The 18,663-nt window shown below is 61.3% G+C and carries 16 protein-coding genes; 8 read left to right on the top strand and 8 right to left on the bottom strand.

The genetic code is table 11. The features are described from left to right. Window positions 1–2 precede the first annotated feature (2 nt). Entirely contained in the window at window positions 3–2,177 is a 2,175-nt protein-coding gene (gene flhA / locus F0184_RS01735; RefSeq protein WP_150493818.1) for a flagellar biosynthesis protein FlhA, read from the top strand. Window positions 2,178–2,187: 10 nt separating this feature from the next. Here flhA and F0184_RS01740 read toward each other — a convergent pair whose 3' ends face one another. Further along, the gene (locus F0184_RS01740) at window positions 2,188–2,427 is read right to left on the bottom strand and encodes a hypothetical protein (protein WP_150493820.1); all 240 of its coding nucleotides are present in this window, start codon (window positions 2,425–2,427) and stop codon (window positions 2,188–2,190) included. A 252-nt stretch (window positions 2,428–2,679) separates the two neighbouring features. Between F0184_RS01740 and F0184_RS01745 the strand changes: the two genes are divergently transcribed. Further along, window positions 2,680–3,288, top strand: a complete 609-nt coding sequence (locus tag F0184_RS01745) for a GNAT family N-acetyltransferase (protein WP_150493822.1) — start codon at window positions 2,680–2,682, stop codon at window positions 3,286–3,288. Between the two features lie 57 nt (window positions 3,289–3,345). Here F0184_RS01745 and mtnA read toward each other — a convergent pair whose 3' ends face one another. Further along, entirely contained in the window at window positions 3,346–4,452 is a 1,107-nt protein-coding gene (mtnA, locus tag F0184_RS01750) for an S-methyl-5-thioribose-1-phosphate isomerase (RefSeq protein ID WP_150493824.1), read from the bottom strand. Window positions 4,453–4,681: 229 nt separating this feature from the next. On the opposite strand from mtnA, the gene F0184_RS01755 reads away from it, so the two are divergent. Continuing rightward, a complete protein-coding gene (locus F0184_RS01755) occupies window positions 4,682–5,266 on the top strand; it encodes a hypothetical protein (protein WP_150493826.1) in 585 nt (194 codons plus the stop codon). Between the two features lie 38 nt (window positions 5,267–5,304). Here F0184_RS01755 and F0184_RS01760 read toward each other — a convergent pair whose 3' ends face one another. Both F0184_RS01760 and F0184_RS01765 read right to left on the bottom strand, forming a co-directional pair. Beyond that, window positions 5,305–6,225, bottom strand: coding sequence for a metallophosphoesterase family protein (locus F0184_RS01760; RefSeq protein ID WP_150493828.1), 921 nt, complete (start codon window positions 6,223–6,225; stop codon window positions 5,305–5,307). 436 nt (window positions 6,226–6,661) lie between these two features. Beyond that, a complete protein-coding gene (locus tag F0184_RS01765; RefSeq protein WP_150493830.1) occupies window positions 6,662–7,636 on the bottom strand; it encodes a glutathione S-transferase family protein in 975 nt (324 codons plus the stop codon). A 360-nt stretch (window positions 7,637–7,996) separates the two neighbouring features. On the opposite strand from F0184_RS01765, the gene F0184_RS01770 reads away from it, so the two are divergent. Continuing rightward, complete coding sequence (locus F0184_RS01770; protein WP_150493832.1) at window positions 7,997–8,494, top strand: GNAT family N-acetyltransferase; 498 nt, start codon at window positions 7,997–7,999, stop codon at window positions 8,492–8,494. Between the two features lie 155 nt (window positions 8,495–8,649). On the opposite strand, the gene F0184_RS01775 is transcribed toward F0184_RS01770, so the two are convergent. From F0184_RS01775 to F0184_RS01790, 4 genes are read right to left on the bottom strand one after another with little or no spacing between them, the layout of a single operon-like run. Next, complete coding sequence (locus F0184_RS01775; protein ID WP_150493834.1) at window positions 8,650–10,725, bottom strand: hypothetical protein; 2,076 nt, start codon at window positions 10,723–10,725, stop codon at window positions 8,650–8,652. A 10-nt stretch (window positions 10,726–10,735) separates the two neighbouring features. Beyond that, entirely contained in the window at window positions 10,736–13,549 is a 2,814-nt protein-coding gene (locus tag F0184_RS01780; RefSeq protein ID WP_150493836.1) for a DUF4159 domain-containing protein, read from the bottom strand. After that, on the bottom strand, window positions 13,549–14,472 hold the full coding sequence (locus F0184_RS01785) for a DUF58 domain-containing protein (RefSeq protein WP_150493838.1): 924 nt from the start codon (window positions 14,470–14,472) through the stop codon (window positions 13,549–13,551). Before F0184_RS01785 ends, F0184_RS01780 begins: the two co-directional genes overlap by 1 nt. Before the next feature lie 31 nt (window positions 14,473–14,503). Then, complete coding sequence (locus F0184_RS01790; RefSeq protein WP_150493841.1) at window positions 14,504–15,523, bottom strand: AAA family ATPase; 1,020 nt, start codon at window positions 15,521–15,523, stop codon at window positions 14,504–14,506. Window positions 15,524–15,792: 269 nt separating this feature from the next. On the opposite strand from F0184_RS01790, the gene F0184_RS01795 reads away from it, so the two are divergent. From F0184_RS01795 to F0184_RS01810, 4 genes are read left to right on the top strand one after another with little or no spacing between them, the layout of a single operon-like run. Further along, entirely contained in the window at window positions 15,793–16,368 is a 576-nt protein-coding gene (locus F0184_RS01795) for a DUF1285 domain-containing protein (RefSeq protein ID WP_308809946.1), read from the top strand. A gap of 45 nt (window positions 16,369–16,413) precedes the next feature. Next, window positions 16,414–17,067, top strand: a complete 654-nt coding sequence (locus tag F0184_RS01800) for a CoA pyrophosphatase (RefSeq protein ID WP_150493845.1) — start codon at window positions 16,414–16,416, stop codon at window positions 17,065–17,067. 26 nt (window positions 17,068–17,093) lie between these two features. Then, on the top strand, window positions 17,094–17,324 hold the full coding sequence (locus F0184_RS01805; protein ID WP_208998271.1) for a DUF6111 family protein: 231 nt from the start codon (window positions 17,094–17,096) through the stop codon (window positions 17,322–17,324). A 3-nt stretch (window positions 17,325–17,327) separates the two neighbouring features. Beyond that, complete coding sequence (locus F0184_RS01810) at window positions 17,328–18,602, top strand: CCA tRNA nucleotidyltransferase (RefSeq protein WP_150493849.1); 1,275 nt, start codon at window positions 17,328–17,330, stop codon at window positions 18,600–18,602. Window positions 18,603–18,663 lie beyond the last annotated feature (61 nt).

Below are 18,663 nucleotides of genomic sequence, written 5' to 3' on the forward strand. Positions count from 1 at the left end.
TCATGACAGACGCACCGGCCAATACGGATCGCAAGGCGGGGCTTCCAGCCGAAACGGGTCCAAACGCAGGCATTGGTCCGCAGCCTCAAGGTCTTGGTCTGCCGAGTTTGGCGGAAATCTTCGATACCCTGCGCCGCGGCGATGTTGGCCTGGCAACCGGGATCCTTGTGATTCTGACGTTGCTCATCCTTCCCATGCCGCCCGTCATGCTCGATATGTTCCTGGCCGTATCGATCGTGTTTTCCGTTATGGTTCTCATGACGGCCCTGTTCATCCAGAAACCGCTCGAGTTCTCCTCGTTTCCGACGGTGCTTCTTATCGCGACGATGCTTCGGCTGGGTCTGAACATCGCGTCCACCCGACTGATCCTGTCCAATGGGCACGAAGGTACGGCTGCGGCTGGAAACGTTATCCAGTCCTTCGGCAATCTGGTCATGGGCGGGAATTACGTCATCGGGATCATCGTGTTCGCGATCCTGGTGATCGTCAATTTCATTGTGATCACCAAAGGTTCCGGCAGAATTGCGGAGGTCGCGGCCCGCTTCACCCTGGACGCCATGCCGGGGAAGCAGATGGCCATCGATGCGGACCTGTCGGCTGGCCTTATCGACGAGGCCGAGGCGCGTGCCCGCCGTAAAAACCTTGAAGACGAAAGCTCTTTCTTCGGCGCCATGGACGGTGCGTCGAAATTCGTTCGCGGCGATGCCATTGCAGGGCTTTTGATCACGTTCATCAACATTCTTGGCGGCATCTTCATTGGTGTTGCTCAGATGGAGCTCAGTTTCGGCGAGGCGGCCAACAACTATACCCTGCTGACCATCGGCGATGGGCTTGTGTCGCAGATTCCGGCGCTGATCGTCTCGACGGCCGCTGGTCTTCTGGTCTCCAAGGCGGGCGTTCAAGGGGCCGCTGACAAGGCTCTTGCCGAACAGTTTACAGGCTATCCCAAGGCCCTTGGAATGTCGTCGGCGGTGATGGTCATTCTGGCGATGCTGCCCGGTATGCCGCTGATTCCTTTTCTCGGTCTGGCCGCCCTCACCGGCTACCTGGCCTATGCAATCGGCACAAAGCGGAAACAGGAGGCGCAAAAGGCGCAGGTCAAAAAAGCCATCGAGGAGGCTCCGAAGCCGGCGCCCGAGCCGCCGATCACTGACGCGCTCAAAATGGACGAATTGCGCATTGAACTTGGCTACGCGCTGCTTCCGCTGATCAATGGCAAGGATCAAGCCGGCGACATGCTCACCGAGCAGATTAAGGCCCTTCGCCGCCAGATCGCAAGCGACCTCGGCGTCATCATGCCGCCGGTTCGAATCCTCGACAATATCCAGCTCAGTTCAAACGATTACACGATCAAGGTGAAGGAGGTCGACGCCGGGCGGGGAACGCTCTATCCGAACCACTTCATGGTGATGGACCCGGCCGGCGGCCAGGTGAAGCTTCCGGGGACGCACACGACGGAGCCGACATTCGGATTGCCGGCGACCTGGGTCGAGGCGCAGTACCGCGAAGATGCCTCCTTGCGTGGCTATACTGTTGTGGATCCGGCAACGGTGCTCGCCACACATTTGACGGAAACCATCAAGGGGAATGTCGCGGAACTGCTGACCTATGGCGATGTTCAGAAACTACTCAAGGAACTCAAGGGAGAGCAGGCGAAACTCGTCGACGATCTCATTCCGACCCATATCACGGTGTCCGGATTGCAGCGCGTTCTTCAGGCCCTGTTGAACGAGCGGATCTCGATCCGGGATCTCGGGACGATTTTGGAGGGGATCTCGGAGGCTGCCGGGTTCTCGCGCAACACGGATACCATCGCGGAACATGTCCGCAGCCGCCTGGCCCGGCAGATCTGTGCGGCGAACCTCGCTCCGGGCGGCTATCTGCCCTTGATCTCCTTGTCGCCACAATGGGAGCAAGCGTTCCTCGAGGCGATTGTCGGGGAGGGGGACGAGCGGCAGCTTGCGATGCAACCATCCAAGCTGCAGGAATTTGTTGGCTTGGTGCGAGACCGGTTTGAAGAGGCAGCTCAGATCGGCGAAGTGCCGGTGCTTCTTACCTCTCCACAAACACGGCCATTTGTCCGATCAATTGTCGAGAGGTTCCGGGCGCACACGACCGTGATGAGCCAGAGTGAGGTCCATCCCAAGGTCAAGCTGAAAACGGTCGGGTCTGTCTGACGCGATGTGCTCAAACCACAATGTTGACGCGGGCCATGACGGCGGTTGTCGACGCATAGACCCCCTGTGCACCGGCAAGCGGAGTCCGCTTGTCGATCTGCAAAGCAGAGTTGAACACGTTGGTTGTGAGGGATTGGCGCAGCTTCTGGGAGTTCTGGATCATGTCCTTGCGCCGGGCTTTCCAGGCCTTGTTAAAATCGGAGAAGGAAACGCGTTCTTCCCGATTGACGTAGTTTCCCACCGCCGGCATTTGCGAACCCCTTCTGGATGCAGGTGCAATCGTGCATTGGTATGGTTAACAAAGCGTTAATTCCGGCCTGTCCTGCATTCTGGCGTTGCATGTGGCGTCACTGTACACGCCAGTTCGGCAGGCCGGGGAATATTGTTTCCATGCCATCTTGATCCTTCCCGCTCGGCGGCGGGGCCATGTGCTGCTAGCCGTTGGCAGACCCGCCGGGGCCTGCTACAGCCCGCCTTGCGCATTGGACAAGTGGGGAAAAGAATGGCAGAAGCGAAACTGGAATTGAACGGATACACCGAAGTGCCCGACGGTAAGATCGCCATGGTGGTCACCTATCTGGAGATGTCGGAAGCGCGGCTCGCTCCCCCGGTACAAGATCGCACGGACGTGTTGCTGGAGCGGTGGCATAGACCTGACCTCGATGAGTACCGGAAGCTGTTTCGTGAGGTGGGCGAGGACTGGATCTGGTTTGGACGTCTGACGCAGACTGACGCGGCCCTTCAGGCGCTTCTGGCGGAACCAGCCCGCGAAAATTACATCCCCAAACGCAATGGCGAGGCCTTGGGGACATTGGAGCTGAATTTTGCCGACCCGGAAAATGTCGAGATATCCTATTTTGGCCTCGTGCCCAAAGCCATTGGCGGGGGATTGGGGCGCTGGCTGATGAGCCGGGCGCTGGAGATCGCGTGGACGCGGCCGCAGACCAGAAGGGTTTGGCTGCACACATGCACGGCTGACAGCCCGCAAGCGCTCGGCTTCTACCAATCCTGTGGGTTCAAACCCTACAAGCGGGCGGTCGAATTGGCCGACGATCCGCGTTTGACAGGCATTTTGCCCCGGCATCTCGGGCGCCATCTGCCGATCATCTAACAGTGCCCGATGAGCGTGGACCCGGGTTGCAGCGCACCCGCCCGATGGGCACCGGGATTAGGCCGCGCCGCGAACCCGGTCCGGAAAGGCCGCAGCGATCGCTTGCCGGTTCGCCGCCACGAGCCCTTTTTCGGTGATCAAGCCGGTAACCAGGCGCGCCGGGGTGACATCGAAGGCCGGATTGGCCACATCTGAGCCATCGGCGACGATTTCGACGGTCTCGATGGTGCCGGCGCGGGTTCGCCCGGTGATGTGGCTGACCTCCGTGCCGGAGCGCTCCTCGATCGGGATCTGGCGCAATCCGTCCGACAGGGAGAAATCGATCGTCGGAGAGGGCAAGGCGACATAGAACGGAACGCCGCAATCCTTGGCCGCCAGGGCTTTCAGATATGTCCCGATCTTGTTGCACACATCGCCGGTCGCGGTGGTCCGGTCCGTCCCGACAAGGACGAGGTCCACTTCCCCATGTTGCATGAGGTGCCCTCCGGCATTGTCGGCGATAACGGTGTGTGGGACGCCGTGGTGCCCCAACTCCCAGGCCGTCAGGAAAGCGCCCTGATTGCGCGGGCGGGTTTCATCCACCCAGACATGAACGGGTATTCCGCCATTATGCGCCATGTAGATGGGGGCGGTCGCCGTGCCCCAGTCCACGGTGGCCAGCCAGCCGGCATTGCAATGGGTCAGGATGTTCACGGGTTCGCCCGGGGCCTTGGTCTTGGCGATCTGGGCAATGATCTCAAGTCCGTGGGTGCCGATCGCCATGTTCATGGCGACATCCTCATCGCAGATGCGCGCCGCAAGGTCGTAGGCGGCCTGTTCACGGCTGTCGGGATGAACCTGGACAAGCGCCCGGCGCGCCAGATCCAGTGCCCATTGAAGGTTCACCGCTGTCGGCCGGGTTTCCAGAAGGCTGGAACAGGCCGTATGCAGGGCGTTGTCCGAACTGTCCTTTGCCATGGCCAGCGCAACCCCATAGGCGGCGGTCGCCCCGATCAGGGGGGCCCCGCGGACTTGCATGACCCGAATCGCATGGGCTGCGTCTTCGAGGCTCCGCATACGGACCGTTTCGAACGCATGGGGGAACCTGGTCTGGTCGATGATGTCGACACTCCGGCCGTCTTCGGCGAGCCAGATCGTTCGATACCGGGTTCCATTCACATTCATCGGCCAAATCCCCAAGCTTTTCTGCCGTTTGGCTTGCCAGTTTATCAGACTTCATCCGGCCGATGTTGATTTGCCTGGTCAAAATCGGTTCAAAATATTAATCTTTGTTAACCATACTTCCCCGATTGGCAGTGGATGACGCCAACACGAAGCGCTGCGGCGGTTTTTCTCGCGCGAAATTTGGTTAAGCTAGGATTAAGGTTAGCGTAGAGATGGAGTCCATTGGCCAATGTCTGAGGCGCAGGACAATGTGGTGCCGCATACCCGGGTGAGGTCATTGCGGGATGCCATACGGAAGGTCCAGCTTGGAGAAGTGGAGCGGTCCGACGTGGTCGTGGAACTCCAGGATACGGAACGCGCGCGCCTGGAGATGCTCGCGGATGAACTGAAGGACGTCTTCAAGGAAATACCGGAAGACGACGATCAGTTCACCTTGCAAATTGTGACCGGTTCAACTCCCCGGTTCTGGGTCGATGTCACGAGCCATATCTCCATTGGCGGCGACCGCCAGACCTATCGGTTCTTGAAGGACACACGTCTTGGCCGTGTGATCATTCTTGAAACGCCGAGCCTGGACGACATGGCCGACTGCGTCACCGAATACATTGCCGAGCGCATCCTTGAGCGCGAAAAGGCAATGGAAGGCGATTGGTTCAACAACCGGTTGCGTCAGGTCGCAACAGAAAACGGACGGCAGTACCGGGCTGAACAGAGTGGCAGCACGTGGCCGGCCGTGCTTGCCGGTTTCCTGATCGGGGCTGCTGCCGGGATGGTGGGGTTGATCGCGTTCGCGTGGTTCGCAAACCCGATGTAGACAAGGCCGACCCGGTTTGCTCGGCAGTCCGCGTCCTTTCAGGGTATGGCCTTGGGCAGCGTGAAGCGCGCGCGCGCGATCTCCACAATCGCATCCGAATCCGTGAAGCCCCGTTCCACCATCTGGACATTCCATGCGGTTTCATCTTCCGAAACCTGGAAGAGGTTGTAGCGGCCCGCGGGCTTTTTTCCTCCCGGCGCGGTCGTGGCAGACGGCACACCGATGACAGGGACCTGCCCATCGCGGCCCGCGATATACTGCAGGCTGTCGACATGGGTATGTCCGTGAAGGATCAGTTCCGCTCCGGCCCGCTTGATCATGGCGCGAACCCGTGACGCATCGGACAAGCGCTTGTGCCAGCCGGTCGCCTTGCGGAACGGGGGGTGATGCAAGATCACGACCCGGAACAGACCTTCCGCGCGCAAGGCATCCAGCGTGTTGCGAAGCCTCCGCGATTGGGTACTGCCGACGCGGCCGGTCGCGAACCACGGACCACTGGCGCGCGCGGTTGAAATGCCGACAAGCGCGATCTTGCCTCGCTTGCGGACAAACGGAAAGGTTGCGTCCGGCCATGGGCCGGATGCTTGAGCGCCGCATTCGGACATATAGGGATACCACGCCCGGATCGCCTTCTTCAGGGCTCCGGGCACATAGGCATCATGATTCCCGGGAACGACGGACACTTTTTCGGGCGGTCCGATGCCGTCGAGCCAGGCTTTTGCGCCGGTGATTTCAAGTGGAAGGGCGATGTTGACCAGATCGCCAGTAATGGCAATGTGATCGGGGTCCTGGCCCTTCAAATCGTCCACGAGGCGGCTGAGATAGGAGCCGCCCATCGCCTTGGCGCGATTTCGCCGCCAGTTCAGATAGCCGAGAATCCGCTTCGAGAACAGCTGGAGCAGTTTCGGGTCGGGCAGGGGCCCCAAATGAGGATCGGACAGATGAGCGAGCGTGAACATGGTGCGCGCATCATCAATCAAGGCGTTTAACAATCAAGGGGCAAATTTTCATTTGCCCCGTTTATGCGCTGGGCCGCAGGAGGGCGCGGTCAACGCGCCCCGGAGCACACCAGGTCGGTCAATTGGAAGGGAAGGTCGACAAAGCCTGAACAAGCCGTTGGTTGCTCAGATCGAGAGACGGCTTCCAAGTGTAGCTAGCGCGGCGGCGGCGGTTGTGGATCAAACGGTTCAACATGGGTATGGTCCTAGCTTGATGGGGTTGTGCCTTTTTTCCCGGCACGATGGGCATGAAATAGGCACGACCGGCCGGTTTGAGTAGCCGGTCTTATCTCGCAGCTGATCTGCGCCGGGTGCATGGGTTAATCAATCCCAAATGCGTGCCGGTCCGCAGAAGTCCTTCAAGATACCAGAGGACTTGCCAGGCTCAGGGCCGCGGTCACGCGGCCTTGGCGATCCGGTCCCGATGGTGCGGGCGGATCAGGTCGAGTGCGGGGCCGGCCGGAACAATGCCGGTCGGATTGATCGTCGCGTGGGAGCCATAATAGTGCGTCTTGATCGCATCCATATCGACGGTCTCTGCCACCCCGCCAACCTGATAGAGCTCGCGCATATAGGCGGACAGATGCGGATAGTCCTGGATCCGGCGGATGTTGCATTTGAAATGGCAAACATAAACGGCATCGAACCGGATCAAGGTGGTGAACAGGCGCCAGTCGGCCTCGGTCAATCGATTGCCCACCAGGTACCGTTGGTGCGACAGCCTGTCTTCCAGCATGTCGAGGGTGTTGAAAACGTCGGCCACGGCCTCTTCATAGGCTTCCTGGGTCGTGGCAAAGCCGGATTTGTAGACCCCATTGTTCACCGAATGATAGATGATCTCGTTCACCTGCTGAATTTCCGTGCGCAAATCCGGCGGATAGAAATCGACAGCCGACCCGGTCAGGCTATCGAAGGCACTGTTGAACATTCGAATGATTTCGGAGGATTCGTTGCTGACGATCGTTTGCCGCTTCGTGTCCCAGAGGATCGGCACGGTCGCCCGCCCACTGTAGGTGGGATCCGCCTTGACATAGAGCTGCCAAACGTAGTCCGCGCCATTCACCGGGTCGGGCGAAGCGAAGGTCCAGCCATTCTCCAGCATCAGAGGGGTGACGGAGCTGACCCCGATCAGATCTTCCAAACCTTTGAGTTTGCGAAAGATCAGCGTTCGATGCGCCCAGGGGCAGGCATAGGACACATAGAGGTGGTAGCGGCCGGCTTCGGCCCCGAATCCCCCTTCGCCGGATGGGCCGGCGGCGCCGTCCGGTGTCATCCAGTTGCGGAAGGCCGACTCCTTGCGGACAAAGCGCCCGCCCGACGACTTCGTGTCATACCAGGTGTCTTTCCATTCGCCGTCAACGAGAACGCCCATCGTTCATCTCCCAATGGATCCGATTTGTTTCCACGCCTAGACATGGGCTGCTGTCAGCGGCATGGCAACCGGGTGAATAAACTGTTCAATCTGGTTGAACGATTGTGCCTGTTTGCGCGCGTGTTGCTGTCAAAATAGATCTGGACCGATCCCGACCGGCATGCTAAGCGCCTCGTCCATTCGAGCAAAACGGATTGACCCAAGCCTCCATGCTGAGCTTTGCGACACTGCGACGACGAACCGGCCGACGAGTGAGAACTCGTCCCGACCATCGCGGCTGACCGGTTCCCGCCCGCATGAACACAATGGCGGCACGGACCTGGCGGCAGCACATCGCTCTCGTATGCCAGGAAGTGCCGAATGAAACCGTTTTGTTGGTTTGTGCGTCTCGAAACCCCCGAAGATGACCAGGGTATCCAGACCCTCCAGGCCGAAGCCTTCGGACCGGGCCGTTTTGTCCGGACTGCGTTCCGCTTGCGCGAAGGCGTTGGCCATCGCACGGATCTCAGTTTTGTCGCAACCAGCGGAACCACACTTGCCGGCTCGGTACGGCTGACGCAGATCCGGATCGGGCATGAGAAGGCGCTGTTGCTCGGGCCGCTCACGGTGGCGCCGGCCTTCAAAAACCGCGGCATCGGCAAAACCTTGTTGCGCACGGCTCTGGAGGCGGCCGCATCGTGCGGGGAACGTGCTGTCTTGCTGGTCGGCGATGCGGCCTATTACGCACCGCTGGGCTTCGAACCCGTTCCGTTTGGAAAGATCACCTTGCCGGGTCCTGTCGACCCGGCCCGCCTTCTTCTGGCCAGACTGAATGAGGCGGGACCACTCGAAGGCGCGGTCAGCGCGGTCCCGGGTTGAGACCGGCAGGGCCGATGCCAGGGTATCTCTTGACAGGATTGAACCGCTGCGCGATCGATTGGATCACGAAAAAATACCCGAATAGCTTATAAAACAAAGAAGTTTCTTTCCCTGTCAGTTTGGAGTGGTCCTCTCCAAACTGACAGGACATCGCACTAGCGCCCTTCCCGATACCACATGGCCGAGACCATGCCCAAGAGCAGGGCGAGGCCGAAGAAGCCAAGAAACAGGGGATACCGATCGACGCCGTTCAGAACGCTGGCCTCGGTCGTTTTCAGCCCAATCCAGCCATTGCCGGAAAAAGTCGCTGCCGAGCGCATCGCGACAACCCGCGGCACGTCAACGTCTCCCCCGATATCCACCACCCGTTGGGCGCCGCCACCGGTGGCCTGGGCGACGGGATCAAGCAGGTCCGTTGTGGACAGCACGTCCGTGAATTCTTTCGGGTTCTGTGGTCCGGCATGAACCAGGGTGGTCAGGTCACCATTCGTGACGGAAAACAGGCCGATCTCGCTGACCGGCATGGTCCCGCGCCATAAGCCCGGCTCCTGTTCACTCATGGTAACCGGTGCTGTTTCCCCCGATGGTGCCGTCACCGTCACACCGGAGATGTCATCCGACAGTGTTTGACGCTCCACGACCAGATCCGCCCCGCGCATGGTCACCCGCAAGGCTTCCTCTTCCAGATCCGGTTCTTGCATCAGCCAGTGGCCGAGACGGCGCAGAAGCGGCACATGCGGTCCACCGCCTTCATATCCGCGGGCCCAAAGCCAAACATGATCGGACAGAAGAAGCGCGACACGGCCTTCGCCCTCGCGGTTGAGCACCAGGAGCGGCGTGTCGCCCGGACCGGACATCAGGGTTTGGCCGGCCAGAATGTCCGTTTCCACCGCGCGGAACCATCGGCTCCAGGCAGGCGGGTCCTGATCCGCACCCGGCAAGCCGCGCGTCACCGGATGGCGTTCCCCCAGACCGGCCAAGGTGGCGTGGAAGGGTTCTTCGAGAATGCCGCCGGTTGGCCGTGCGGGCAAGATGGGCGCGAGCGGTGTCCGGTAAAGGCTTCCAGCTTCGGCATAGTCGGGACCTCCGGCCAGAAGCACCGCGCCCCCGTCGCGGACATAACGTGCGATGTTGTCGAAATAGAGCATCGGAAGGACGCCCCGGCGGACATACCGGTCGAAAATGATCAGATCGAATTCGTCGATCTTCTCCGCGAACAACTCACGCGTTGGAAAGGCGATCAGCGAAAGCTGATTGATCGGAGTGCCGTCCTGCTTCTCCGGCGGGCGAAGGATGGTGAAGTGAACAAGATCGACGGAGGCATCCGACTTCAAAAGGTTGCGCCAGGTGCGCTCTCCGGCATGAGGGGATCCGGAGACGAGGAGAACGCGAAGGTTTTCCCGGATGCCCTCAACGGTGACCACTACCCGATTGTTCAACTCGGTCAGCTCGCCGTCCAGGGGCTCGACTTCGAATTCGAAGATATTGTCGCCGCCATTCGATATCTCGACCGGGATGTCGAGGGTGACGCCGACGGTCGCTTGCCGCTCGCTGATCATCGTTCCGCCGCGCTTGACCGAGAGCCGGACACGATCGCCGCCGCCAGCGTTTCGGCCGCGGTCCATCACCCGCACGGAAATGATCTGCTCCGACCCGACAAGACCAAATCTTGGCGCCTTGCTGAGAACCAGACGCCGGTCGCGCTCGTTCGCAGAACCCGTGATCAAGCTATGGACCGGGGCATCGAAGCCGAGCGCTTCGGCCGTTTCGGGGATATCGTGCACCTGTCCGTCCGTGATCACCACCGCGCCGCCCACCCTGTCCGGCGGGACGTCGGCCAGACTGTCGGACAGCGCCTTGAAAAGCTGGGTGCCGCCGCCCGAGCCTGTGTTCCGCGCCTCGACGATACGGGTCTCGAAACCAGGCAGTGCATCAAGGCGTTCGGTCAACTGGCGTGTCACCTCGTCGGTCACCGACTCCCGGTCGGCCAGCCTCTGACTTTGGCTCTTGTCCACGACCACGGCCACGACGCTGGACAGCGGCTCGCGGTCCTCGCGCTCGATCGCCGGATTGGCCATTGCCAGACACACGAGGACCATGGCAGCGCCGCGCAGGACCCAGCCGCGCAGCCCAAGATACCCGGTGATCAGGAGGACGGCCGCGACCAGCAGGGCAGCCGCACCCAGGGCCCAAAGCGGGATCAGCGGATCAAATGTCATGGACCAGATCATCAGGCGCTCCTCATTGACCCAACCGTTCGAGCAGCGCGGGTATATGCACCTGATCTGCCTTGTAGTTTCCGGTCAGGCTGTACATCACGATGTTGACGCCGGAGCGGAAGGCATAGTCCCGCTGCGCAATATCGTTGGGTACGGTTGGAAACATGAAGTTTCCGCTGTCGTCGATGGCCCAGGCGGATGCGAAGTCATTTCCGGTAATCAGCACGGGAGAAACCCCATCGCCAGCACGGACCGGACGGCCACCGGCCCCGCTTTCCTCAAGGCTTTCGACCCAAAGCGGGCTGGTGGAATAGCGGCCGGGGAAACTGTCGAGCAGGTAGAATGCCTTTGTGAGAACGTGATCCGGTGGGACCGGCTCCAATGGCGGGATGTCGAGACCTTCCAGGATTTCCCGCAGTTTCAAGGTGGCGGGGGTTGAAGAGAAGCCGCTCGTCGTTGCCGAAATGTGATCGCGCGTGTCGAACAGTATGGTCCCTCCGTTGCGCATGAACGCGTCGATGCGGGCCATGGTCTGTTCCGTCGGTTTTTCGAGTGCGGAGTCGATCGGCCAGTAGAGCAGGGAATAGAAGGCCAACTCGTCTGTCGCGATGTCGACGCCCGCCGGGGGGCCGGGCTCCAGTGCGGTCCGTTCTGTCAGAAACTGGGTCAAGCCTCGAAGGCCTGCTTCGCTGGCTCTGTCGACCTCGGGCAGTCCCGTTTCCACGAAGGCCAGCCGCGTGTCCCGTGTGGACTGGATGGCCTGAAGGTCCTGGGGCGCGTTCTGCGCTTGCGCATCGTGGGGATTGCCAAGTCCGGTGCCGATCAGGATGCCGAGACCGGCGAGTGTTCCCGCCGCCGCCCTGCGCAGGCCGAGCCGCCCGGGACCGCCTGCCAGCAGGAAGACGGCGACCGCGTCGGCAATCAGCAAAAGAAACGCCAGAACGAAAAGCGCCGCGCGCAGGTCGACCGGGTTTGCCGAAGGATAGCTTGCGATCGTCGCCTGCTCGCCAAGCGGGGCAAGATCCAAAGGCTGCAGCTCTGCGTCCGGCGTGAGCAGGTTGAGGGACCGGAAACCGTCATCATTGCCATAAAGACCAGGCGGAGTGGCCCGGCTGGCGACCGCATCCCGAAAGGCTGCGGTGGACACTGGGCGAACATTTGCCGGAGGAGACGTGAATTGGCCGTATCCATTGAGCAGCCGCAGGGGCGGCAAGGTGCCGACAGAGCCGTCCGCATTGGTTTCTCCGCTGATGGCCGCGTTCGAGATCGCCAGCATGCGCCGAAGCATATCGAGAAAAACGCCGGAAAGGGGCAGGTTTGACCAGGCGGTGTCCGCCGTAACGTGAAACAGCACGATCGTGCCGCGACCGAAGGGTGTAGCGGTGACCAGGGGCGTGCCATCTTCCAGGGTCGCCCAAGTCCGGTCCGGCAACTCGGATGTCGGCTCAGCCAGGACCTGGCGCGTGATCGTTACGTCTTCTGGAACGGAAAGGCCGGCGAAGGGCGAAGTTTCGGAAAACTCTGCAAGCCGTTGTGGCTGTTTCCAGGACAGGCTTCCACCCAGAGACCGGTTTCCGGCCCGCAAGGTGACCGGAACCAGACGGTCCGTGCCGCCCGCCGTGCGCGGGCCAGCAAAACGAACCAGGGTTCCGCCATTTCTGATCCAGGCTTCCAGTTCGTCGGTCGCCATGTCCGGCAAGCGCCCGACATCGGCAAGAACCAAGACGGAAATGCCCTGATCAAGCAGGGCAGGAACCGCTTGAGCCAAATCCGCATCGCGGGGGCTGCGGATGTCCGAAAAGGGCGACAGCGCGCGCTCCAGAAAATAAAGCGGTGACAGGAGCGGCTGATCGAGGTCGCCGCCCTGGCCCGAGACGAGGCCAACGACGCGCCGCCGCCAGCTGTCGTCCAGCAGTTGAACCGCAGCCGCCGATCTCTCTCCTGCGATTTCCACCCGGGCAATGTCGTTGCGAAGTTCGCTCGGCAGATCGAACCGGACCTGCGTCTCGGTTGCTCCGGCGTCAAAGTCGGCTTCCGCTTCGCCAAGGACAAGACCCTTGAGGTCCAGGGCGCGCACCACAGCCGTGTTGACCGTGTCATTCGGATGGCGCACCGCGGTCAGGGTGAGTGCATCCGCATCGTTGCTGAGCGCCTTGAGGCCTTTGCCGGGAAATAGACCCGTCAAGACCGTTACAGGTGCGCTGCCGATTGCGGTGTCGAGGGCTTCAAGAAACGCGGTTGTTGTGGACGTGTGCGTGCTGTCTGACAGCCACAGGATCGAGCCGGGAGCGGTCATTTGCGCGGCCGCTGAAAGACCGGTGACAAGTTCAGATCGCTCCGGCGCGTAGGGCCGGGGTTCCAGTGCCCGCAAGCGTTCCAGAGCCGCCGCCGCGGATCCCGGCGTGAGATCCTGATTGGGGCCCTCCGCCGTCGCGGCGAACAGCACCGGCCGCCCCTGGCTTTCCGCGAGTGTCAGGATCTGCTCGGCCGCGCCGCTTTTGTCGTCCCATGCCTGTGCGGATTGCCAGCCATTGTCGATAAGCAGCCACAACAGACCGTCACCCGTCTGTACGGTGTCGGCTGGCCGCCAAATCGGCCCCGACAGTGCGAGGATCAGGAACGCGGCCAGCAGCAGACGCAGCAAGGTCAGCCACCAGGGGCTTTGCTGCGGCATTTCCTGATGCTTGTCGATATCAAGCAACAAGCGGGTGGGCGGGAAGGAGATTTCCCGTGGGCGCGGCGGCGTGAGCCGGAGCAGCCACCAGATCACCGGAAGAAGGGCCAGTCCGGCAAGGGCCCAGGGAGCGGCAAAAGCAAGAGGAAATCCTGACAGCATTACCGCGGGCCTCCTTGAGAGATCGCTTCGGCCGATCCGGACAGCGCACTGTGCAGCACCAGAAGCGGCTCCGCCGCTGGTCGGTCCGTGTGATGCAGAACACATGTCCAACCGGCCTTCCGGGCTGCGTCCCGGATTTCCGCCCGATGCGCTTCAAGACGTTGCTGATACGCTTCCCGCCATGTCTCTGCCCGGCCCGTGATCAACCGCGTTCCACGTTCGGGATCGCGGAATTCGATCCGGCCATCAAAAGGAAAGGTCTCTTCAATCGGGTCCAGGACCTGAACCAGATGCCCGCGGGCTCCCGTTCCGGCGACGCGCGTGATCCAGTTTTTTACCTCTTCGACGGGATCGAGAAAATCGGTGATCAACACAACGTCGGAAAACCTCTGGATTCCGGCCGTTTCGGGAAACGCGGCCGGTTGGCTCAGATGGGCAAGAGCATCGGCCAGACGTTCTGCCGCCTTGCGGTCCGAGAAAGCCCGGGTCAGCCCCGGAAGGCCGATCCGTTCGCCGGTGTCCGCCAGCATGTCCGCCAGGGCGAGCATCAATACAATGGAGCGATCGCGTTTTGAAACTTTGGCCAGACGCGACTGAAAATTCATGGAGGCGGAGAGGTCCGCCCAGAGCCATACGGTGTGTGCGGCTTCCCACTCCCGCTCGCGGACATACAAATGATCGTCCCGCGCCGAGCGGCGCCAGTCGATCCGCCTGGCCGGTTCGCCCATGTTGAAAGGGCGAAACTGCCAGAAACTTTCGCCTGGCCCCGCGCGCCTCCGGCCGTGCCAGCCCGACACGATCGATGCGGCAACATGGCTGGCTTCGGCGAGAAGGTCGGGCAAGGCTTCAGCCACGGACCGGGCTTCGCCAACGATGTTCGGCCAATTTGTCTGTTCAGAGATATCCTGGCTCTTCAACGCCATTCACGCTGGCCTCCCGCCGCTGCGTCCGGTCTCAAGTGATGCGTTCCTTGACCCGCCGAATCAGGTCACGGACGGTGTGTCCATCCGCCCTGGCGGCGAAGGTGAGCGCCATGCGGTGTTGCAGCACCGGTTCCGCAAGGGCCAGAACGTCATCGATAGAGGGAGCGAGGCGGCCATCCACAAGAGCGCGGGCCCGGACGGTCAGCATCAGCGCCTGACTGGCCCGTGGACCGGGGCCCCATGCGATCAATCGGGTGATTTCGTCCGATGCGTCCTCGCCGTCCGGGCGCGCGGCACGCACGAGATTGAGAATGGCCTCAACGACGGATTCGCCGACCGGCATCTGGCGCACCAGCTGCTGATACTCGGCCAGTTCCGCCGCTTCCATCGTGGTCTGGGGGGCGACTTGATTTGCGCCGGTCGTTTCCAGCAGGATGCTGCGCTCCGCGTCACGGTCGGGATAGTGAACGTCGATTTGCATGAGAAAGCGGTCGAGCTGTGCCTCTGGGAGGGGATAGGTTCCTTCCTGCTCCAGCGGATTTTGCGTTGCCAGCACATGAAACGGCCGCGGCAGATCGTATGGGTGTCCGGCCACGGTGACGTGATACTCCTGCATCGCCTGCAGCAGAGCCGATTGGGTTCGGGGGCTTGCCCGGTTGATTTCGTCGGCCATCAGCAGCTGGGAGAAAATCGGGCCCTGTATGAAGCGGAATGCCCGGCTGCCGTCAGCGCTTTGTTCCATCACTTCCGCGCCGAGGATATCGGAGGGCATCAAATCGGGGGTGAACTGGATCCGGCGTGCGTTCAGTCCGAGAACGGTGCCAAGTGTTTCGACGAGCTTTGTCTTGGCCAGCCCCGGCACGCCGACGAGAAGGCCGTGCCCCCCGGCGAGGATGGTCACGAGCGTTTGTTCCACGACCGATTGCTGTCCAAAAATCACTTGGGCGATGCCGTGACGCGCGGCCATGATGCGATCGACGGCCCGCTCGGCCTTTTCGGCGATTGCACTCTCATCCACGGTTCCGGAGGGGGCGGGGGTTACAACGCTCATAGGTCACCTCTCGTATCGCGCATGCGGTGCCAGGGTCAGATGGTCAGCGGTCCCACTCTGCACTGGTTGATCGAGTGTTGCACCGTTTGCGATTTTAAATAAGTCGCAAATTGTTGCGAGACAGAGGCAAGTCACGCATTTTTCAGAAAGCGCCGTGCGGCGTCCAACGTTGACAGCCATGCGCTGGCGGCCCAAGTCATGGGGGGACCGTCTCTGATTTTGACCGGGTAGGGAGCTCCATGCGTTCCGCTGATTTTGATTTTTCGAGGATGCCGCAAGGCCTTGCCGAGTTGATCGGCAGAGCCGATAGCACCGGTAGGGCACCGCCGCCGGTGGAGAAATGGGATCCGCCGTTTTGCGGGGATTTGGACATGCGCATTGCGTCCGATGGATCATGGCATTACCTCGGATCGCCGATCGGCCGCGCGCCGCTGGTCCGGCTGTTCGGATCAATACTGCGCAAGGATGAGGACGGCCGCTACTATCTTGTTACACCGGTCGAGAAAGTCGGAATTACCGTGGAGGACGCGCCTTTTCTTGCGGTCGAATTGCACGCCCAGGGAAAGCGGGACACGCAGCTGATCACATTCAGGACAAATGTGGGTGATGTGGTGGTCGCGGATGCGGATCATCCTTTCCGGTTCGCAACGGATCCTGACAATGCCGGTCTCAAGCCGTATGTGCTGGTCAGAGGCCGTCTGGAAGCGCTCCTGGCCCGCCCCTTGCTCTATCAACTGGCCGACCTGTTCGAAGAGCATGACCGCGGCGAAGGGCCTGAAACGGGGGTCTGGAGCGGTGGCCGGTTCTTTGCATTGCCACCAGAGTGCCTATCTCCTAAGACATAAAGGCCCGACAAGGTCATCACGCCAAGGTCGCTCTTGATCCAAACCATGCCAGAACCGTTGCCATCGACCCGCCCGGAGGGCGCCGCCACTCTTGACGCGATCCGTGCGTGCTTTGCAGGCGGCGATGCCAGGCATCTTGCGCGGGAAACCGGCGATCATATCCTCAATCCCGGAATGGGGGTGTATGCGCGGTGGCAGGAAAAGCCCCGGGATGCCGCGGTTCTGATCGGAATACACGGGACACCGGACAACCCGCTGGTTCTGTTGACGCAACGCACAGCGACCCTTTCCTCGCACGCCGGTCAAATCGCCTTTCCGGGCGGCAGGATTGATCCGGACGACGAAGACGCCGCCCATGCCGCTTTGCGTGAGGCAAATGAAGAGGTTGGGCTGCTGGCAGATCAAGTCGATCTGATCGGATCTCTTCCGCCCTATCTCACCGGGTCAGGCTATCGCGTCATACCTGTGGTGGGGAGGATCGAGGGAACTCCCCGGCTGGTTCCCAATCCTCATGAAGTGGCGGACCTGTTCGATGTTCCGTTGTCTTTTCTCATGAACCCGGCCAATCACCAGAAACACAGCAAGACGTGGCAAGGGCAGCGCCGCTATTTTTACGCCATGCCCTTTCAGCAACGCTACATCTGGGGTGTCACGGCCGGCATCATCCGCTCCCTTTACGAAACGGTTTTCCCACAATGATCCGAGTCGTCTTATCGCATATCATCTTGTTTCTGCTTCCATTTATTGCCTATGGCGTATGGCTTTGGCTGAACAAGAAATCCCAAACCGCAGAAAACTGGCAGGGCAAGCCCATCGCCTGGCTGTCTTTGACGGGCATGGTGATTGTGGTTGTCAGCCTTGTCAGCCTGGCAACCTTTCAACGGATGCCGGAGGGGACGGAATACCGGCCTTCGAAAATGGAGGATGGCGTTTTCGTGCCCGGCGGCTATCAATAGGGCATGGTCGATCCGAGTTCCGCGCCACGTCTTTCCAACGCTCCGTGGTTGAGCGCCCCGGGGATACAGGCCGTCTTCCGTGCCGTGGAATCGCTTGGCGAAGACATCCGTGCCGTTGGCGGGGCCGTCCGGAACACCATACTTGAATGCCCGGTTGCCGATATAGACCTTGCAACGACAGCCCGGCCCGAAGCGGTGCTCGCCGCGGCTGAAGCAGCGGGATTGCGTTCGATCCCGACGGGTCTCGATCACGGCACGGTCACGATCATCGCCGACGGCGCGCCCTACGAGGTGACGACGCTCCGGCAGGATGTCGAAACCTTTGGCCGGCAGGCCAAGGTCGTCTTTGGCCGCGACTGGCGTGCCGATGCCCTGCGGCGCGATTTTTCAATGAATGCGCTTTATGCGGACAGGGCCGGAACAATCCATGATCCTTTAAACGGCCTTCCGGATTGCCTCGCCCGCCGCGTGCGTTTCATTGGTGATCCGGCGACGCGCATCCGCGAGGACTATCTGCGGATCCTGCGCTTTTTCCGCATCCACGCGGCCTATGGAAAAGGCGCCTTCGACAATGACGGGTTGCTGGCCTGCATCCGGCAAAGAGATGGCCTGCGCCAGCTGTCCGCGGAGCGGATCGGCATGGAAATGAAGCGGCTTGTGGCCGCCCCCGGCGCGGCCGAAGCGCTCGCGGTGATGGAGGATGCCGGGCTTTTGGAGATTACCACGGCGGGCGTGTCCCGGATCGCGGATTTCCGGGCTCTTCGCTCGCTCGATCAAGAGGCGCCCGAGACCCGGCATGCCACTCTCGGGTTCGCCGTTCTTTCCGGCTTCGTCGATGAGGATCTTGACCGTATCGCGGACCGCTTTCGTCTGTCGAATGCCGAACGAAACCGGATGCACGGGGCGCTGCGGGCTGCGGCCTTGATGCCGCAGACCCCTTCCGGAGACGTACCCATCAAGACCGCTCTTTATCGGGTCGGCAGGGAGGCGGCAATCGAGGGCGTCCTGGCCGCATGGGCAAGAGCGCGTGCGAAAGGGGCCCCGCCGGACGTCGATGAGGACTTTCGAGCCGTGCTTCACGCTGGCAGAACGCTGCCGATCCCGGACTTTCCCCTGAAAGGCCGGGATTTCATCGAATTCGGCCTTGCGCCCGGGCCTGAATTGGGGCGGGCCATGAAAGCGCTGGAGGCTTTCTGGATCGATTCCGGTTTCGATATCGGCCGGGACGAGCTGCTCGCCAAACTGGCGATGAGCGGCTCGGCATCGGTTGACACTTGATTCACCATGTTTCCCGGATCCGGTTCGATAATCGGCGACGTTACGTAATTTCAAGGAGTTC

Origin of the sequence: Roseibium aquae (assembly GCF_008711285.1) — a bacterium.
Lineage (GTDB): Bacteria > Pseudomonadota > Alphaproteobacteria > Rhizobiales > Stappiaceae > Roseibium > Roseibium aquae.

Excerpts from the sequence above, each read along its gene's own strand:
- flhA (WP_150493818.1), top strand. The coding sequence starts at position 3 with ATGACAGACGCACCGGCCAATACGGATCGCAAGGCGGGGCTTCCAGCC.
- F0184_RS01740 (WP_150493820.1), bottom strand. The coding sequence starts at position 2,427 with ATGCCGGCGGTGGGAAACTACGTCAATCGGGAAGAACGCGTTTCCTTC.
- F0184_RS01745 (WP_150493822.1), top strand. The coding sequence starts at position 2,680 with ATGGCAGAAGCGAAACTGGAATTGAACGGATACACCGAAGTGCCCGAC.
- mtnA (WP_150493824.1), bottom strand. The coding sequence starts at position 4,452 with ATGAATGTGAATGGAACCCGGTATCGAACGATCTGGCTCGCCGAAGAC.
- F0184_RS01755 (WP_150493826.1), top strand. The coding sequence starts at position 4,682 with ATGTCTGAGGCGCAGGACAATGTGGTGCCGCATACCCGGGTGAGGTCA.
- F0184_RS01760 (WP_150493828.1), bottom strand. The coding sequence starts at position 6,225 with ATGTTCACGCTCGCTCATCTGTCCGATCCTCATTTGGGGCCCCTGCCC.
- F0184_RS01765 (WP_150493830.1), bottom strand. The coding sequence starts at position 7,636 with ATGGGCGTTCTCGTTGACGGCGAATGGAAAGACACCTGGTATGACACG.
- F0184_RS01770 (WP_150493832.1), top strand. The coding sequence starts at position 7,997 with ATGAAACCGTTTTGTTGGTTTGTGCGTCTCGAAACCCCCGAAGATGAC.
- F0184_RS01775 (WP_150493834.1), bottom strand. The coding sequence starts at position 10,725 with ATGATCTGGTCCATGACATTTGATCCGCTGATCCCGCTTTGGGCCCTG.
- F0184_RS01780 (WP_150493836.1), bottom strand. The coding sequence starts at position 13,549 with ATGCTGTCAGGATTTCCTCTTGCTTTTGCCGCTCCCTGGGCCCTTGCC.
- F0184_RS01785 (WP_150493838.1), bottom strand. The coding sequence starts at position 14,472 with ATGGCGTTGAAGAGCCAGGATATCTCTGAACAGACAAATTGGCCGAAC.
- F0184_RS01790 (WP_150493841.1), bottom strand. The coding sequence starts at position 15,523 with ATGAGCGTTGTAACCCCCGCCCCCTCCGGAACCGTGGATGAGAGTGCA.
- F0184_RS01795 (WP_308809946.1), top strand. The coding sequence starts at position 15,793 with ATGCCGCAAGGCCTTGCCGAGTTGATCGGCAGAGCCGATAGCACCGGT.
- F0184_RS01800 (WP_150493845.1), top strand. The coding sequence starts at position 16,414 with ATGCCAGAACCGTTGCCATCGACCCGCCCGGAGGGCGCCGCCACTCTT.
- F0184_RS01810 (WP_150493849.1), top strand. The coding sequence starts at position 17,328 with ATGGTCGATCCGAGTTCCGCGCCACGTCTTTCCAACGCTCCGTGGTTG.